Here is a 17,245-nt window from a genome sequence, read left to right as displayed (position 1 = left end):
TTCGAGCCGAGATAGGCCGTCCGGGACAGGCCGATCGTTCGTTCCCGCCGGTAGATGTCGCGTTCCTTGACGATCTCGCGGACCGAGTTCGCCATGCCCATGAAACAAGCGCACAGCACCAGGACGACGAGCACCTTCATCGCGTCCGGATTAGGCGCGTCCGGCAGTGATTTCAGTCCGTCCGGAGCTGGGATCACCCGGGGGATGATGCCCAGCAGAAACGGGAACGCGATAATCATCCTAAGATAGGAAGGATCGGCGAGCACCACTCGCAGATATCTCCGGGTGAGCGTGACGAGCTGCGCGACTACTGGTTGCTGGCGGACGCCGGGGAGTTCGGCCGGCGCCTTGCGCGCGACCGGCGCCACGACCGCGGAGGGCACGAAGTACTCCGAGGCACGGAACCGGGCCGCCATCTCCGCACCCGGCGTGTTCTCCAGCTCCCGGAAGACGGCCGCGAACTCGCGGAAGTCCTCCTTGCCGAAGAAACGCAGCGCCCCGTCCGACGGGCCGAAGTAGGCCACGTGCCCACCCGGGGCGAGCACCAGGATGTAGTCGCACAGGTCCAGGAAGAGCACGCTGTGCGTGACGACGATGACCGTGCGGCCGCTCTCGTCCGCCGAGCCCGGACCGCCGCCGTGGGCGAGCCCTTTCAGGGTCTCCATCACGGACTGGTCGTTCGCCGGGTCCAGCCCTGACGTCGGCTCGTCCAGGAACAGCAGCGACGGCCGGGTGAGCAGCTCCAGGGCCACCGACGTCCGCTTCTTCTGCCCACCGGAGAGCCGGCTCACCGCCGTGTCGGCGTGCGCGGTCAGACCGAGCTCGCCGATGACCTCCTGGACGCGGGCGCGCCGTTCCCGCGCCGTGGTGTCCGCGGGGAACCGCAGCTCGGCGCCGTACTCGAGCGCCTCACGCACGGTGAGCTGGGCGTGCAGCGGATCGGCCTGCGGGACGTAGCCGATGCGCCGGCGCAGCTCGTCGTACTCGGCGTAGAGATCCAGCCCGTTGTACAGGACGGAGCCGGTGTCGGCGGGGCGGAAGCCGGTCAGCGCGTTGAGCAGGGTCGACTTGCCCGCCCCGCTGGGACCGACCACTCCGAGCAGCGAGCGGCCGGGCAGCCGGAAGGTCAGGTCGTGCATCAGCTGCTTGGCACCGGCCCACACGGACAGGTCCTGTGCCTCGAGCGCCACATCGCCGGAGTCGACGTACTCGACGAGGGCGTCGTCCTCGAGCTGGTAAAGATGGTGCCCGATCGCGATGACATCGCGCTGTCCGACCGGAGCGCGCTCGACCCGCTGGCCGTTGACGAACGTCCCGTTGGCCGAACCGAGATCGATGACCTCCACCGCGTCGGCGTCGACCAGCAGCTCGGCGTGACGGCGTGAGGCGAGCAGATCGGCGACGGAGATGTCGTTGTCGTGGGAGCGGCCCAGGCGCAGCGTCCCGGGACGCAGCGGGTGCCGTCGGCGGCAGGCATGTGCCACGGCGCCGGCCGCCGGCCGGGTTGCCGTCGCGCCGGTAACCGCCTCGCTCGGCCGCGGAGGCTCGACCTGCCACGGAGGCTCGACCTGCCACGGAGAAAGGACCACCTCCGGACCGTCGACGGCACCGAGCCTGAGCCGCACCTCACCCAGACGCAGGGTGGTGCCTCTGATCCGGCGCCCGTCCTGCCACAGACCGTTCGCGCTGATGTCCCGCACGTGCCAGCCGTCAGCGACCGGTTCGAGCACGAGGTGGTGCCGGGACACCCTCCCGTCGCCGACCACGATGTCGGCGCCGCGCGCCCGGCCGACCAGGTACGACGCGTTGCCTGCCAGCGTGGTCCGGCCCGCCGGGCTGACCACGCTCAGCGTGCTCAGGTCCACTGGCGGACCGGACGGGGGAGCGCGTCGCCGCGCTGGACGTTGATCGTCCACTGGATGTTTCCGGTTTGCGTGGTCACCGTGGAAGGTCCCCGGCATCGCACCGCCTTGTGAGAGCTGACCGCCCGGCTGTTGTCACTCAGACCTCCGGTCCTGGGCTGAACCTGGGATTCGGACCACTGTGCACCGTCGGTCAGGTCTTTCCATCGGCCAGGGGAAGTCATTTCTGACTACCGCGCCGGTAGTAGCCAGCTGCTTTACCGGTCCACCGAAGGCCGAGGACTGTCACGTAAGTGCCCGTCCGATCCACAACTCCCTGTTCACCGCATCGGCGATCGCCACTCCGCAGGAGCGGCGAAAGTACTCACCTCCCGATCTGGCGGATGTTCCCCGGCGCGTTGTCCGGTCGGAATCGACACGCCGTGTCGCCGATCCGTCGGCGGATGCCGTCCGCGACCGATCGGCGTCGCCTCGTCTACTACGGACGCAGTAGACGAGGAACTACCATCGCCGCAGGTCGACAATCGGCATCCGCTGGGTACCGTGGTTGCGGTGGCACCAAAGATCGCGCAGTTCTGGAATGTGTGCCGGCGTACGGCTCGGCGGTACCCCTGGCTGGCCGACGGCCTGCTCGCTGTCGTGGTTCTGGCCCTGGGTCTGTGGCTGGCCGCGCAGAGCGTTCCCAGCCACATCAGGCCGACCGGGCCCAGTCTGGTCATGAGCATGATCGGCTGTGCCGCCCTGGTGGTGCGCCGATCATGGCCGGGTGCGGTCCTCGGTGTCGTCCTCGGCTGCACCGTGCTCGTGTTCGTCCTCAACCTGACGCCCGACGACAGCCCACCGCTCACCTTCGCCACCGGGGTCGCCCTGTACAGCCTGGCGGTCTACCGGTCCCGCGAGGCAGCATGGATCTCGGCTCTCATCTCCATGATCGTTCTGATTCCGCCGGCGCTGCTGCAGAAGCAGGGGGTTGTGGCTGTGGTCCTGGGTCTGTCCACCTGGGTTGTCTCCGCGACCGCCACCGGGGACGCGGTCCGCAGCCGGCGTGCCTACATCGCCGCGGTCGAGGACCGGGCCCGGCGGGCGGAGCAGAGCCGTGAGGAGGAGGCCCGGCGGCAGGTCGCCGAGGAACGGTTACGCATCGCCCGGGAGCTGCATGACGTGGTCGCCCACCACATCACTCTTGTCAAGGTGCAGGCGGCCGTCGCCTCCCACATGCTCTACGAGCAGCCGGCCGGCGCCGACGAGGCGCTCGGCCACATCCGCCGCGCCAGCGCCACCGTCCTGGACGAGCTGAAACTGTTGGTCTACGCGCTGCGGGACACCTCCGAGCCGGTGTCGACCCAGCCGCCCGCGGGTCTGTCCCAACTCCCCGCGCTGCTGTCCGGCTTCACGGCAGGCGGGATGTTCGTCGCACTCGACGTGACCGGGCAGTCCCGCGAGCTGCCGGCGCTCACCGACCTGGCCGCCTACCGGATCGTGCAGGAGTCACTGACGAACGCTCACAAGCACTCCCGGGGCGCCCGGACCTCGGTCGCGGTCGGCTACGGTTCCGGCGAGTTGCGCCTTCGCATCCACAACACCGCGGGCATGTCTCCTCCCGCATCCGGCGGTACCGGCCAGCCGCCCGGCACCGGTCCTGGCCGCAGGTTCCCCGGCACCGGCCCCACCCGGAAACAGCTCGCCACCGGCCCTACGCAGGACCCGGCGGCGCAGCGCGGCCGGGGCGGGCACGGCCTGCTCGGCATGCGCGAGCGGGCCGCCGCGGTCGGCGGCCACATGCAGGCCGGTTCCGACGGCGAGGGTGGCTTCGTGGTCACCGCGACGCTGCCGGTCCCGGAGGCGCCCCCACCGGCCCCGGCCGCCTCCACATTCAATGGCAGACGGGGGAGTGCCACGCTGCAGACGGCTACCGCCACCCCCCGCACCGCACTTGTGAAGGTGACACCCCAGTGATCCGTGTCCTGTTGGCCGACGACCAGGCGCTCATCCGCGCCGGTTTCCGTGTCCTCGTCGAGGCCGCCGCCGACATCACCGTGGTCGCCGAAGCGGCCGACGGCGCCGAAGCGGTGCGGCTGGCACGTGAGACCCGTCCCGACGTCATCCTGATGGACATCAGGATGCCGGGTACCGACGGCCTGTCCGCCACCCGCGAACTGACCGGCGACCCGACGCTCAACGAGGTGAAGGTGCTCGTCCTGACCACCTTCGAGCTCGACGAGCACGTCTTCGAGGCCCTGCGGGTCGGGGCCAGCGGCTTCCTCGGCAAAGGGGTGGAACCCGACGAGCTGGTCGCCGCGATCCGGGTCGTCGCCCGCGGCGACGCGCTCCTGTCCCCGCAGGCGACCCGTCACCTCATCGAGCAGTACCTGCGGCAGCCGGCCACACCGGCACCCGCGGTCACCGCGGGGCTGGATCTGCTCACCAAGCGGGAGAACGAGATCGTCAGGCTCATCGCGTACGGGCTGACGAACGACGAGATCGCCGAACAGCTGTACCTGTCGCCGCTGACCGTCAAGACGCACGCGAACCGCGCGATGACCAAGGTGGCGGCCCGCGACCGCGCCCAGCTCGTCGTGATCGCCTACCAGACCGGGCTCGCCGAGGCCCCCAGCAGGAATTGACCCGTGCCGGTTCGGGGCCGGTGAGCTCGGGTGGCCGGGTGGCCGTCTGTTCCCGTACGAGATGCTGGCCGGCGTGCAGCGTGACATCACCCCGGAGCAGACCGCGGCGATGCTGCGGGCCCACGTCCCGGCCGCCGGACCGGACCGGGTCCGATGAGCCAGCGTGGTGAGGTTTCCGCGACGGCCGGGGGCGTCGGCGCAACCCCCGCCCCAGGCAGCCCGGGCACCCCGGGCGCGGCGGAGCGGGCCGTCGCGGCCTTCGTCCGGTGCCACGGTGCCCGGCCGGCCTACCTGGTCCGCTCGCCTGGCCGGGTGAATCTGATCGGCGAGCACACCGACTACAACGGCGGGCTCTGCCTGCCGGTGGCGATCGACCTCGAGCTGTGCCTCGCGTTCTCCCCGTCCCCGCGTGCGACTTCGGGCCACGGGTTTGTCGAGGTGCTTTCCGAGCATCGCGCGGCACCGGCCCGGATCGGCCTGCCGCCTCCTCCGCCGCCTGAGCCCGGGTCGCCCGGCCGGGCCGGGGCCGCGCAGTCCGGATGGGCCGGGTACGTCGAGGGCGTCGTCGTGATGGCGGCGTCGGTCGCCGGCGCCGCCGCGTCGCGAGGCTGGTACGGGACGCTGGCCAGTGACCTGCCGCTCGGCGCCGGGCTGTCGTCGTCGGCCGCGTTGGAGCTTGCCGTGGCACGGGCCTGCGCGGTGGTGTGGGACACCGGCTGGGATCCGATCGGGGCGGCCCGGCTCGCCCAGCGGGCCGAGAACGGCTGGGTGGGCGCCGCCACCGGTCTGCTCGACCAGATCGCCTGCGCCGCGGCGACGGCCGGCCACGCTCTGGAGATCGACTTTCGTGATCTGACGGTGACCGCGGTCACCGTCCCGGATTCGGTCGTCGTCGCGGTCGTGGACACCGGCACCCGCCGGGAGCTGGTCACCAGCGCCTACGCCCAGCGCCGGGCCGAATGTGAGCGGGCGGCGGCCGGGCTGGGCGTCGCGAGCCTGCGCGACCTCGGCGACCGGTTGCCCGCCGACGCGGCCCGCCGGCTCGACCCGGTGGCGTTGCGCCGGGCGCGTCACATCGTCACCGAGAACACGCGGGTACGGGAACTCGCCGACGCGCTGCGCCGCGCGGACCTGCCACGGGCCGGCGCCGTGCTCCTCGACGGCCACCGGTCGATCCGGGACGACTTCGAGGTGAGCGGTCCTGAGCTGGACGCCGCGGTCGAGGTCTGCCGGAACGCCCCCGGCTGCCACGGCGCACGGATGACCGGCGGCGGTTTCGCCGGCTGCGTCATCGCCCTGGTCGACGCGGACTCGGCGGCAGGCTTCGCCCGAGCGGTGGTCGGTCCCTACCGCCGGAGGACCGGGAGGGATGCCGTGATCCACCGGTGTGTGCCGGTCGGTGGCACCTCGCTGGTGGACCCGCGCTGATGGCGAACGTCAGGGTGGCGGTGCCGTGCTGCGGCGCAGGACCAGCTCCGGCGGGATGACGACGTGAGCCCGGCCGGTCGCGCCGGTCTCGACCTGTTCCAGGAGCGAGCGCAGGCTCTGACGGCCGACCTCGGTGAAGTCCTGCCGGAGCGTGGTCAGCGGCGGTGAGAAGTACGCGGCTTCGGGGATGTCGTCGAATCCGACGACGCTGACGTCCTCGGGTACCCGGCGGCCGCCTTCGCGCAGGGCGCGCAGGACGCCGAGGGCCATCTGGTCGTTGGCGACGAAGACGGCGGTCAGGTCGGGTTCGTGGGCGAGCTGGCGGCCGGCGGCGAAGCCGGCGCGGGCGGTCCAGTCACCGGCCAGCGGCGGGTGGACGGCCGCGCCGGCCGCCTCGAGCGCGGCGCGCCAGCCGGCGATCCGTCCGGCGCCCTCGTACCAGTCGGACGGTCCGGCCACGTGCCGGACGGTCGGGTGGCCGGCGGCGAGCAGGTGCTCGGTGGCGGTCCGGGCGCCGTGCTCCTGGTCCACCGAGACGGTGGCGATGTTTCCGTCGGGGCGCCCTTCGACGGCGACGAGCGGCAGGCGGGTCGCGACCGCGCTCAGCGCGTCGGTCGCGTCGAGAAGCGGCGCGATCGCCACGACCCCGTCGATGCCACCGGCGAGCAGACGCCCGAGGGCCTGCCGGACCGCGCCCGGATCGAGGGAGTGCAGGCTGACCACCGTGACCTGGTAGTCGGCCGCCCGCGCCGCCTGTTCGACGGCGTACAGCGTGGACGTTGGCCCGTAGAGCGTGCCGGTCAGGGCCAGGACACCGAGGGTCCGGGAGCGGCCGGTGGCGAGCGCCCGGGCGGCCGGGTTCGGCCGGTAGCCGAGCTCGCGCAGGCCCGCCAGGACCCGCTCCCGGGTCCGTGGCCGGACACCCGGGTGGTTGTTGACGACGCGGGACACGGTCTGGTGGGAGACGCCGACGAGGCGGGCCACGTCGGTCAGGGCCGGCGGCCGACCGGACGCGGGCATCGTGCTCCCCACCTCGCCCGGCCCATCCGGCCCGGCCAGCTCGCCCTGTCCGCCTGGCTCGGACGCGCCGGGGACCACCTGCGGCGCTGACTCGCCGCCCCGGTCCGCTCCGTCCAATTCGGTCCACCTTCGTCGCTCTTGACGTGCCGCTCTTCGTATCGCGTCACCGGGCGGATGGCGTCCTCGTCAGCCGCGCCGCGACCGGTCCGCTCGCTCCGTTATAGCCGGCCTGCACCTGCTGGCCGTTGGGCACCGGGCTGGACGCGTCGCGCCGCCGGGCTTGACCGGCGAAATGTTAGCGCTAACATTTGTCCTCGCGGCTGTTGTCACGCACGCACGGACGGCCGCGCGCCGGCACCGGATCACGTCCGCCCCGCCGGCCACCCTGGCCATGCACAAGAAGCCATGAACAGGAACGGGAGGCGCGGGTGCGACAGACGCGTGATTTCCTCCGCTCGCTCGGGCTGCCGGGCGCCGATCCCTCCGACCTGCCGTCCAGCGGGAAGCGGTTCCCGGACGGAGCCCAGTACCGGGTGGAGATCCCGAGCGTGGAGGGGCCGGAGGCGCTGGCGGCGGTGCTGGCCGAGGCGGACCGCCGGGGTGTCCCGGTCCACCGGGTCTCGCAGGGCAGCGGCGGGCTGCTGCTGACCGGCGGGGAGCTGGCGGCGATGGCGGCCGCCGGAGCGGCGGCGGACGTCGAGGTCAGTCTGTTCGCCCGGCCGCTGGCCGGATGGGACACCGGGGCCGCTGCCCTGGCCCCCGGCAGTGCCGGCCTGGCCGCGCAGGCGCGGGGGACCGAACAGCTCGTGCACGTGCTGGAGGACATCCGCCGGGCCACCGAGGCCGGGATCCGCAGCGTCCTGGTCACCGACGTCGGGGTGCTGTCGGTCGCGGGCCGGATGCGGACGGCCGGTGAGCTGCCACCGGAGCTGATCTTCAAGGTGAGCGTGCAGATGGGCTGCGCCAACCCCGCGTCGATCCGCCTGGTCGAGCAGCTCGGCGCCGACACCTACAACGTGCCGACCGACCTGTCGCTGGCCCAGCTCGCGGCGGTCCGGGCGGCCGTGGACATCCCCATCGACCTCTACGTCGAGGCGCCCGACGACCTCGGTGGCTTCGTGCGCCACTTCGAGATCGCCGAGATCGTCCGGGTCGCCGCGCCGGTCTACCTGAAGTTCGGGCTGCGCAACGCGCCGAACATCTATCCCAGCGGCACCCACCTGACCGCCACCGCCGTGGCCCTCGGGCGGGAACGGGTCCGGCGGGCCGAGATCGGCCTGGAGCTGCTGCGCCGCTACTACCCGGACGCCGTCGGGTCAGGACGGCGGCCGGCCGGGCTGGCCGTCCCGGCGCCACCCAGCGACGCACCGGCCTCGCCGGCCCCACCGGCGACTCCGCCGCCGACTCCGCCGGTCGCCGCTGTCGAGGGAGCACCGGGGGCACTGTCATGAAGATCGCCGACGTGCGGACGCACGTGTACGGAACCCCGTGGCGGGATCTGACCTACGTCCAGGTCTTCACGGACGACGGCCTGGTCGGCGTGGGGGAGACCCGGATGCTCGGCCACACCCAGGCGCTGCTGGGCTATCTGGCCGAGGCGACCCGCAACCATGTGCTCGGCTCCGATCCGTTCGACATCGAGTCGCTGGTCGACCGGATGAAGCGCGGCGACTACGGGCGCGCCGGTGAGATCGTCATGTCCGGTATCGCGTGTGTCGAAATGGCCTGCTGGGACATCGTGGGCAAGGCCCTGGGGCAGCCGGTGTGGCGGCTGCTGGGCGGCAAGGTCCGGGACAGGATCAAGGCGTACGCCAACGGCTGGTACACCGTCGAGCGCACGCCCGAGGAGTTCCACGCGGCGGCGCGGGCGGTGGTGGACCGGGGCTACCGGGCGCTCAAGCTCGACCCGTTCGGGGCCGGCCGGTGGGAGCTGGACCGGGCCGAACGCCGTCACTCGATCTCCCTGGTCGAGGCGGTGCGCGACGCGGTCGGGCCGGACGTGGAGATCCTCGTCGAGATGCACGGGCGGTTCGCCCCACACGAGGCGATCCGGATCGCCGCCTCGCTGGCCGAGTTCGAGCCGGGCTGGGTCGAGGAGCCGGTACCACCGGAGAACCTGCGGGCGCTGGCCAAGGCCGCCGCCGGGATCGACGCCCCGGTGGCGACCGGGGAGCGCATCCACGACCGCACCGAGTTCCGGGAGCTGTTCGACCTGGGCGCCGCCGACATCATCCAGCCCGACATCGGCCATCTCGGCGGCATCAGCGAGACCCGCAAGCTCGCCGCGACCGCGGAGACCCACTTCACGCTGGTCGCCCCGCACAACGTCGGCGGCGCGGTTCTCACCGCCGCCAACCTGCACCTGGCCGCCTGCACCCCCAACTTCATGATCCAGGAACACTTCAACGACTTCGCCGACGAGGAGGTCAAGCTCGCGGCCCCGGGCCTGCCGCCGGTCGTCGACGGCTACTTCGCCCTGCCGACCGCGCCCGGCCTCGGCGTCGAGCTGGACGTCGATGTCGTGGCCGCCCACCCGTCCCGCGGCGCCCACTTCGACCTCTACGCCGACGGCTGGGAGCTGCGCGGCTCCCGCCCGCCCGGCCGCGGCTGACCGTGACCGGTCGCGCGGTGTGGATCGACGCGCCGGGACAGCTGGAGATCCGCCCGGCCGAACCGGTCGCTCCCGGGCCGGGTGAGGTGCTGGTCCGGGTGGCCCGGGCGGGTATCTGCGGCTCCGACCGCGAGGTGCTGCGCGGCACCCGGCCCGCCGGATTCGTGCGGTACCCGGTCGTCCCGGGGCACGAATGGTCCGGCACGGTGGCGGCGGTCGGCCCGGCGGGAGACAAGGCGCTCGTGGGCCGGCCGGTGGTGGCCGAGGGCTTCCGCTCCTGCCGGGTCTGTGCCGCCTGCCGGCGCGGCGACACCAACCTGTGCACCGCCCCCTACGAGGAGACCGGCTTCACCTGTCCCGGCGCGTGGTCCGACCACCTGGTCGTACCGGGCCATCTCCTGCACGTCCTGCCGCTCGGCGCCGACCTGCGCGCGGCCGCCGGTCTGGAGCCAGCCGCCTGCGCCGCGGCAGCCTGCCTGCAAGCCGGTGCCGTTCCCGGGGAGCGGGTCGCCGTGGTCGGCGCGGGCACGCTCGGCCTGCTGGCCACGCAGCTGCTGGCGGCGGGCGGCCCGGCCGAGCTGGTCGCCGTGGACCCCCGCGCGGGCCGCGCCGAGCTCGCCGCACGGTGCGGCGCCGCGACGCTGCTGTCACCGGACGAGGCCGCCGCCGGCCGGTGGTCGCGGCGGTTCGACGTGGTGGTCGAGGCCGCCGGCGCGCCCGGCAGCGCGGCGCTGGCCTGCGGGCTCGCCCGCCGTGGCGGGCGGGTGGTGCTCGCCGGTCTCGCCGCGGACGGCGACCACCCGCTGCGCGCCCTCGACCTCGTGCTTCCCCAGCTCACCGTGCACACCGTGTTCGGGGCGCCGTCGCGGGCCTGGACCCACGCGGTACGCGCGTTCGCCGCCGGCCAGCTCGACCCGGCGGCGCTGGTCACGCACGAGCTGCCCCTCGACGACGTCGGCGAGGCGTTCCGGCTCCTCGACGACGCTGCCGGCACCGCCGTGAAGATCCTGCTGCATCCCACGTCCCGCAGCGGCACCGCCTCGTGACACCCCGCCTCGTGAACGGAAGGAAGGCCGTGCACACCCTCACGACCGACACCGAAGGGCTGCTCGCCGCCGCCGCGGCGGCGGCCCGACCGTTCGGCGCGCTCGCGCCGGCCGMGCGCGCGTCGATGCTGCGCGCGGTGGCCGACGCCCTCGACGCCGCGGCCGAGACCCTGGTCCCGGTCGCGATGCGCGAGACACGGCTGCCCGAACCGCGCCTGCGCGGTGAGCTGGTCCGCACCACGTTCCAGCTCCGCCTGTTCGCCGGGCTCCTCGACGACGGCGGCTACCTCGAGGCGACGATCGACCCGCCCGACCCGGCCTGGCCCACCGGGCCGCGTCCCGACCTGCGCCGGATGCTGATCCCGGTCGGGCCGGTACTCGTGTTCGCGGCTTCGAACTTTCCCTTCGCGTTCAGCGTCGCCGGCGGGGACACCGCCGCCGCGCTCGCCGCCGGCTGTCCGGTGCTGCTCAAGGCCCACCCCGGCCATCCGGAGCTGTCCCGGCTCACCGCCGCCGTCGTCACGGACGTGCTGGCCGCCGCCGGTGCGCCCGCGGGGACACTGGCCCTGATCGAAGGTGACGAGCCGGCGCGGGCCGCTCTCGTCGACCCGCGGGTGCGGGCCGGTGCCTTCACCGGCTCGGAGCACGCCGGCCGGCTCCTTTTCAACCTCGCCGCCGCCCGCGACGAGCCGATCCCGTTCTACGCCGAGATGGGCAGCGTCAACCCGGTCTTCGTGACCGAGGCCGCCGCCGCCCGGCGCGGGCCGGAGATCTGGGCCGGCTACGTCGAGTCCTACACACTGGGCACCGGCCAGTTCTGCACCAAGCCCGGCCTCCTGTTCGCCCCGGCCGGATCAGCCGAGGCGGACCTCGTCCGGCTGGTGTCCGCGCGGCCGGCCACCCCGCTGCTGGGGGAGCGGACCGCCGCCGGCTACCGGGACACCCTCGACGGGCTCACAGGCCATCCCGCGGTCCGGGTGCTCGCCGCCGGCACTGGGACGGCGCCCGTAGCCGGGACGACGACCGGCGTGACGCCGACTCTGCTGGCCACCGGTGTCGCCGACTGGCTGCGCGACCCGGGCGCGCTGGCGGTCGAGTGCTTCGGCCCGACGTCGCTGCTCGTCGCCTACGACGATCCGGCCGACCTGCTCGCGGCGGCCCGGGCCCTCGGCGGGCAGCTCACCGCCACCGTGCACGGCGAGGACACCGACGACGTCATCGCCGCGGACCTGCTCGCCGAGCTGCGGGAACGGGCCGGGCGGGTGCTGTGGAACGGATGGCCGACCGGCGTGTCGGTCAGCCCGGCCATGACCCACGGCGGCCCGTACCCGGCGACGACGTCCCTGCACACCTCGGTCGGGACGACGTCGATCTCCCGGTTCCTGCGGCCCGTCACGTACCAGTCGCTGCCCGAGCGCCTGCTGCCCGAGCCCCTGCGTGACGACAATCCCTGGGGGATCCCCCAGAACCGGCACGGCGGCTGACCGGTGGCCACCGACCGCCCCGAGCAGATCACCGACCCGGTGGCCTTCCACGGCGAGGGCCCGGTCTGGAGCCCCGACTGGGGCGGCCTGCGCTGCGTCGATCTGCTGGCCGGCGACGTCCTCGCCGTCGACACCGCTACCGGCGTCGTCCGCCGCGACCACGTCGGCGCCGTGGCCGCGGCGCTGCGACCACGAGCCGCGGGTGGGACGGTGCTCGCGCTGGAACGCGGCTTCGCGCTCATCGGCCCCGCCGGCCCCGAAGACTTCTCCGGCCTCACCGGCGGAGTCCGCCGGTACCTCGGGGACCTGTGGGACGCCGACGCCGGTGTCCGGATGAACGACGGCGGCTGTGACCCCGACGGCCGCTTCTACTGCGGATCCATGGCCTACGCCGAGACGGCCGGAGCGGGCTCGCTCTACCGGCTCGCACCCGACGGCACCGTCAGCGTCGTGCTGACCGGCGTCACCGTCTCCAACGGGCTGGCCTGGAGCCCCGACGGCGCGCGGGCCTACTACGTGGACTCCGCGACATCACGGGTGGACGTCTTCGACTACGACTCGGAACGGGGGCTCCGCGACCGGTGGACGCTGGTCACCGTCCCCGAGGAGGCGGGTGCGCCTGACGGGCTCACCGTCGACGCCGACGGCTACCTGTGGGTGGCGCTGTGGGGCGGCGGCGCGGTCCACCGCTACTCACCCACCGGCCGGCTCGACGGGATCGTCCCGCTGCCCGTGCCCCGGGTGACGGCGTGCACCTTCGGCGGCGACCGCCTCGACACGCTCTACATCACCACCTCCCAGGTCGGCACCGATCTCACCCGGTATCCGGCGGCGGGTGCTGTGTTCGCCCTCGCCCCGGGAGTTCGCGGCCAGCCGGTGCAACTGTTCACGGRCTAGATCCGCGTGACTCGCTTCCGTTCTGGTGTCCCGCGGAACACTCGATCAGGGCACGGCACATCGCAGCTGATCAATCTCCGTGCAACGGGCTGTTAGTCTGACGTTGCTTCGCACACCGTTCTCACACGTAACGCCGCGCCCGGCGAGGTGCCTGTGTCACTGCCCCAGCGGAACGTTCCCGGCGAGGACCGCCTGACCTGGCTGAGTGACCAGCTCAGGGATCAGGGAGCGGTCACCATCACCGCCGCGGCGGCGGCGCTCAACGTCAGCGAGATGACGATCCGGCGGGACCTGTTCCAGCTGGAGGAACGCGGGGTGGCCCGCCGGGTGCGCGGCGGGGCGCGCTCCGTCGGCCCGCGCAGCTTCGCCCAGCGCCGGGACCGGATGGCGGCGGCGAAGTCGCGCATCGCGGCGAAGCTCGCCGAGCTCGTCCCGGACGGGGGCGCGGTCGCGTTCGACGCGTCCTCGACGGTCATGCGGCTCGCCGGCGCTCTGACCAGCGCGGACGATCTGCTCGTCGTCACGAACGGGCCCGACACGTTCGGCGTGCTGCGGGACAGGCCGGGTATCTCGGTGCTGCTGACCGGCGGACGGCTCGATCCGCGGACCGGCAGCCTGGTCGGCCCGCTGGCGAGCCGGGCGGCGGCGGACATCACCGTGCGGCGGCTGTTCGCCTCGGCGGCGGCCCTCGACGAGCGGGCGGGCCCGCTGGAGGAGACCCCGGAGGAGGCCGACGTCAAGCGCGCGCTGGCCGCCGGCGCCGAGCAGATCGTCCTGGCCGTCGACTCCTCGAAGCTCGGCACGCGGGCCGTCGCGCGCTGGCTCGACTGGGACCGCGTCGACTGGCTGGTGACCGAACTCGACCCGCAGGACGACCGGCTGGCGCCCTACCGACGGGTGACGCGGCTCCGGTGACGCCGCCGCGCCTGCCGGTGTGCCTGCCCTTGTGTCCCTGAGTGCCTTCCCGTCTCGATCCTCGCTTCACGATTGCCGGCCGTGCGAGATTGTGTGACAATTTACAAGATCTCACAGTGGTCGGAAGTGCTGGCGACCGGAAGGGCTGGCGATGATGCGGGCATTCAGCCAGGCGACAGAGGATCTTGCTCGGCAGGAGATCGAGCTGCCCTCGTGGGCGTTCGGGAACTCCGGGACCAGGTTCAAGGTGTTCCCGCAGCGCGGGATCCCGCGTGATCCGTTCGAGAAGGTCACCGACGCCGCGCAGGTGCACCGGCTGACCGGGCTCGCGCCGTCGGTCGCGTTGCACATCCCCTGGGACCTCGTCGACGACTTCGGCAAGCTGGGCGAACACGCGCGGGACAACGGCGTCCGGCTCGGCACGATCAACACGAACACGTTCCAGGACGACGACTACATGCTCGGCAGCCTCTGCCACGTCGACGAGCGCGTCCGGGCGAAGGCGATCCGGCACGCCCTCGACTGCGTCGACATCATGGACGCCACGGGTAGCCGCGACCTGAAGATCTGGCTGCCCGACGGGCTGAATTACCCCGGCCAGGCCGACCTGCGCGACCGGCAGGATCGGCTCGCCGACGCGCTGGGCCAGATCTACGCCCGGCTGGCGGGGCACCAGCGGCTCGTGCTCGAGTACAAGCTGTTCGAGCCGGCCTTCTACGCGACCGACGTCCCCGACTGGGGCACCGCCTACGTCCACTGCCTCGCGCTCGGCGAGCGCGCCGTGGTGTGCCTGGACACCGGCCACCACGCCCCGAACACCAACATCGAGTTCATCGTGATGCAGCTGCTCCGGCTGGGGCGGCTGGGGGCGTTCGACTTCAACTCCCGCTTCTACGCCGACGACGACCTGATCGTCGGTGCCGCCGACCCCTTCCAGCTGTTCCGGATCATGACCGAGGTCGTCCGGGGCGGTGGCTACGACGAGGGCAGTGAGGTGACCTTCATGCTCGACCAGTGCCACAACATCGAGGCGAAGATCCCGGGCCAGATCCGGTCCGTGCTCAACGTGCAGGAGATGACGGCACGCGCGCTGCTCGTCGACCGGGCGGCGCTCGCCGAGGCGGAGCGCGCCGGGGACGTGCTGGCCGCGAACGCCGTCCTCATGGACGCCTTCTACACCGACGTGCGCGCCGACCTCGCCGCCTGGCGTGAGTCGCGCGGGCTGCCCGCCGACCCCACAGCGGCCTTCCGAGCGAGCGGTTACGCCGAGCGCGTCGCGGCCGAGCGAGTCGGCGGCACCCAGGCCGGGTGGGGCGCGTGAGCGGGAACCAGACTGTCGCCGAGCTCCTCGCCCGGTCGAACCGGCTCGGCGCCGACCCGCGCAACACCAACTACGCGGGCGGGAACACCTCCGCCAAGGGCATCGAGATCGATCCGGTCACCGGCCGTGACGTCGAGCTGCTGTGGGTCAAGGGGTCGGGCGGCGATCTCGGCACGCTGACCGAGCCCGGTCTCGCCGTGCTCCGGATGGACCGGCTGCGCGCGCTGGTGGACGTCTACCCGGGCGAGGACCGCGAGGACGAGATGGTCGCCGCCTTCGACTTCTGCCTGCACGGCCGCGGCGGCGCCGCGCCCTCGATCGACACCGCCATGCACGGGCTCGTCGGGGCCGCGCACGTCGACCACCTGCACCCGGACAGCGGCATCGCCATCGCGACCGCCGCCGACGGCGAACAACTCACGAAGGACGTCTTCGGCACGAAGGTCGTGTGGGTGCCGTGGCGGCGACCGGGCTTCCAGCTCGGCCTCGACATCGCGGCCGTGCGGCGGGACAACCCCGGCGCCGTCGGCTGCATCCTCGGCGGGCACGGCATCACCGCGTGGGGCGACACCAGCGAGGAGTCCGAGCGCAACTCCACCTGGATCATCGAGCGGGCGCGACTCCACATCGAACGGCACGGGCGGCCGCGGCCCTTCGGCGCCGAGGTCGACGACCGGCGCGCGCTGCCGGCCGCGCGACGGCGCGCCAGGGCCGCCGCGCTCGCGCCCCACCTGCGCGCGGTCGCGTCCCGCGACCACCGCATGGTCGGCCACTTCACCGACAGCGACGCCGTCCTGGAGTTCCTGGCGAGTGAGAAGCTGTTCGCGCTGGCCCGGCTCGGGACGTCCTGCCCCGACCACTTCCTGCGGACGAAGGTCCGCCCGCTGGTGCTCGATCTGCCGGCCTCGGCCTCACCTGAAGAGTGTGTCGAGCGGCTCGCGGAGCTGCACGAGGCCTACCGTGACGACTACCGCGCGTACTACGAGCGGCACGCGACCGTCGACTCGCCGCCGATGCGCGGCGCCGACCCGGCGATCATCCTCGTGCCGGGCGTGGGCATGTTCTCCTACGGCAGGGACAAGCAGACGGCGCGGGTCGCCGGCGAGTTCTACGTCAACGCGATCAACGTGATGCGCGGTGCCGAGGCGGTCTCGTCCTACGCGCCGATCCCGGAGAGCGAGAAGTTCCGGATCGAGTACTGGGCGCTGGAGGAGGCCAAGCTGCGCCGCCTGCCCCAGCCGAAGCGGCACGCGGGCCGGGTCGCGCTGGTCACCGGCGCGGCCAGCGGCATCGGCCGGGCCACCGCGGCCCGTCTCGCCGCCGACGGCGCCTGCGTGGTCGTCGCCGACCTCGACCCGGCCAGCGCGATGTCGGCGGCGGGAGAGCTCGGCGGCACCGATGTCGCGGTCGGCGTCGGCGCCGACGTGACGAAGGAGGGCGAGGTCGAGGCCGCCGTCGAGGCGACACTTCTCGCCTTCGGCGGGATCGACCTCATCGTCAACAACGCGGGCCTGTCCATCTCCAAGCCGCTGCTCGAGACCACCGAGCGGGACTGGGACCTGCAGCACGACGTCATGGCGAAGGGGAGCTTCCTCGTCGCGCGGGCCGCGGCGCGAGCCATGATCGCGCAACGGCTCGGCGGCGACATCGTCTACATCGTGTCCAAGAACGCACTGTTCGCCGGGCCGAACAACGTCGCCTACGGCGCCGCGAAGGCCGACCAGGCGCACCAGGTCAGGCTGCTGGCCGCCGAGCTCGGCGGCCACGGGATCCGGGTCAACGGCGTCAACCCGGACGGCGTCGTGCGCGGCAGCGGCATCTTCGCCGGCGGATGGGGAGCCCAGCGCGCGGCGGTCTACGGCATTCCCGAGGAGGAGCTCGGCGCCTTCTACGCCCGGCGGACCCTGCTCGGGCGGGAGGTACTGCCCGAGCACGTGGCCAACGCGGTCGCGGCCGTGTGCTCGGGCGAGCTCAGCCACACGACCGGCCTGCTCGTCCCCGTCGACGCCGGCGTCGCGGCCGCCTTCCTGCGCTGAC

The 17,245-nt window shown here is 73.1% G+C and carries 13 protein-coding genes; 11 read left to right on the top strand and 2 right to left on the bottom strand.

Annotated elements, in window-relative coordinates; genetic code table 11:
* On the bottom strand, window positions 1-1,865 hold a 1,865-nt coding region (locus tag BBK14_RS21735; protein WP_071065087.1), incomplete at its 3' end, for an ATP-binding cassette domain-containing protein.
* Window positions 1,866-2,414: 549 nt separating this feature from the next.
* On the opposite strand from BBK14_RS21735, the gene BBK14_RS21730 reads away from it, so the two are divergent.
* From BBK14_RS21730 to galK, 3 genes are all read left to right on the top strand, one after another.
* Complete coding sequence (locus tag BBK14_RS21730; protein ID WP_071065086.1) at window positions 2,415-3,818, top strand: sensor histidine kinase; 1,404 nt, start codon at window positions 2,415-2,417, stop codon at window positions 3,816-3,818.
* Window positions 3,815-4,486, top strand: coding sequence for a response regulator (locus tag BBK14_RS21725; RefSeq protein ID WP_020462173.1), 672 nt, complete (start codon window positions 3,815-3,817; stop codon window positions 4,484-4,486). The genes BBK14_RS21730 and BBK14_RS21725 overlap by 4 nt, the downstream gene beginning before the upstream one ends.
* Window positions 4,487-4,639: 153 nt before the next feature.
* The gene (gene galK, locus BBK14_RS21720) at window positions 4,640-5,914 is read left to right on the top strand and encodes a galactokinase (protein WP_071065085.1); all 1,275 of its coding nucleotides are present in this window, start codon (window positions 4,640-4,642) and stop codon (window positions 5,912-5,914) included.
* A gap of 9 nt (window positions 5,915-5,923) precedes the next feature.
* Here galK and BBK14_RS21715 read toward each other — a convergent pair whose 3' ends face one another.
* On the bottom strand, window positions 5,924-7,051 hold the full coding sequence (locus BBK14_RS21715; RefSeq protein WP_241831739.1) for a LacI family DNA-binding transcriptional regulator: 1,128 nt from the start codon (window positions 7,049-7,051) through the stop codon (window positions 5,924-5,926).
* A 311-nt stretch (window positions 7,052-7,362) separates the two neighbouring features.
* Between BBK14_RS21715 and BBK14_RS21710 the strand changes: the two genes are divergently transcribed.
* The 8 genes from BBK14_RS21710 (at window position 7,363) to BBK14_RS21675 (ending at window position 17,244) form a co-directional block, all read left to right on the top strand.
* The gene (locus BBK14_RS21710; protein WP_071065084.1) at window positions 7,363-8,385 is read left to right on the top strand and encodes a U32 family peptidase; all 1,023 of its coding nucleotides are present in this window, start codon (window positions 7,363-7,365) and stop codon (window positions 8,383-8,385) included.
* Entirely contained in the window at window positions 8,382-9,545 is a 1,164-nt protein-coding gene (locus BBK14_RS21705) for a mandelate racemase/muconate lactonizing enzyme family protein (RefSeq protein WP_071065083.1), read from the top strand. Before BBK14_RS21710 ends, BBK14_RS21705 begins: the two co-directional genes overlap by 4 nt.
* A 17-nt stretch (window positions 9,546-9,562) precedes the next feature.
* Window positions 9,563-10,591: a zinc-dependent alcohol dehydrogenase gene (locus BBK14_RS21700; RefSeq protein WP_241831738.1), complete on the top strand. Its 1,029-nt coding sequence runs from the start codon at window positions 9,563-9,565 to the stop codon at window positions 10,589-10,591.
* A gap of 29 nt (window positions 10,592-10,620) precedes the next feature.
* The gene (locus BBK14_RS21695) at window positions 10,621-12,075 is read left to right on the top strand and encodes an aldehyde dehydrogenase (NADP(+)) (protein ID WP_071065081.1); all 1,455 of its coding nucleotides are present in this window, start codon (window positions 10,621-10,623) and stop codon (window positions 12,073-12,075) included.
* A 3-nt stretch (window positions 12,076-12,078) separates the two neighbouring features.
* Window positions 12,079-12,972: an SMP-30/gluconolactonase/LRE family protein gene (locus BBK14_RS21690; RefSeq protein ID WP_071065080.1), complete on the top strand. Its 894-nt coding sequence runs from the start codon at window positions 12,079-12,081 to the stop codon at window positions 12,970-12,972.
* Window positions 12,973-13,125: 153 nt separating this feature from the next.
* The gene (locus BBK14_RS21685; protein WP_083391154.1) at window positions 13,126-13,887 is read left to right on the top strand and encodes a DeoR/GlpR family DNA-binding transcription regulator; all 762 of its coding nucleotides are present in this window, start codon (window positions 13,126-13,128) and stop codon (window positions 13,885-13,887) included.
* Window positions 13,888-14,038: 151 nt separating this feature from the next.
* Window positions 14,039-15,208: an L-rhamnose isomerase gene (gene rhaI, locus BBK14_RS21680; protein WP_235014062.1), complete on the top strand. Its 1,170-nt coding sequence runs from the start codon at window positions 14,039-14,041 to the stop codon at window positions 15,206-15,208.
* Window positions 15,205-17,244, top strand: coding sequence for a bifunctional rhamnulose-1-phosphate aldolase/short-chain dehydrogenase (locus BBK14_RS21675; protein ID WP_071065089.1), 2,040 nt, complete (start codon window positions 15,205-15,207; stop codon window positions 17,242-17,244). The genes rhaI and BBK14_RS21675 overlap by 4 nt, the downstream gene beginning before the upstream one ends.
* The last annotated feature ends 1 nt before the right edge of the window (window position 17,245 follow it).

Source organism: Parafrankia soli, from assembly GCF_001854695.1.
Classification (GTDB): Bacteria; Actinomycetota; Actinomycetes; order Frankiales; family Frankiaceae; genus Parafrankia; species Parafrankia soli.
Note: the sequence above shows the minus strand (reverse complement) of the source record. Positions and strands in the feature narration are given on the sequence as shown.

Coding starts and splice junctions, on each gene's coding strand:
- rhaI (WP_235014062.1), top strand. CDS start 14,039: ATGATGCGGGCATTCAGCCAGGCGACAGAGGATCTTGCTCGGCAGGAG.
- galK (WP_071065085.1), top strand. CDS start 4,640: ATGAGCCAGCGTGGTGAGGTTTCCGCGACGGCCGGGGGCGTCGGCGCA.
- BBK14_RS21705 (WP_071065083.1), top strand. CDS start 8,382: ATGAAGATCGCCGACGTGCGGACGCACGTGTACGGAACCCCGTGGCGG.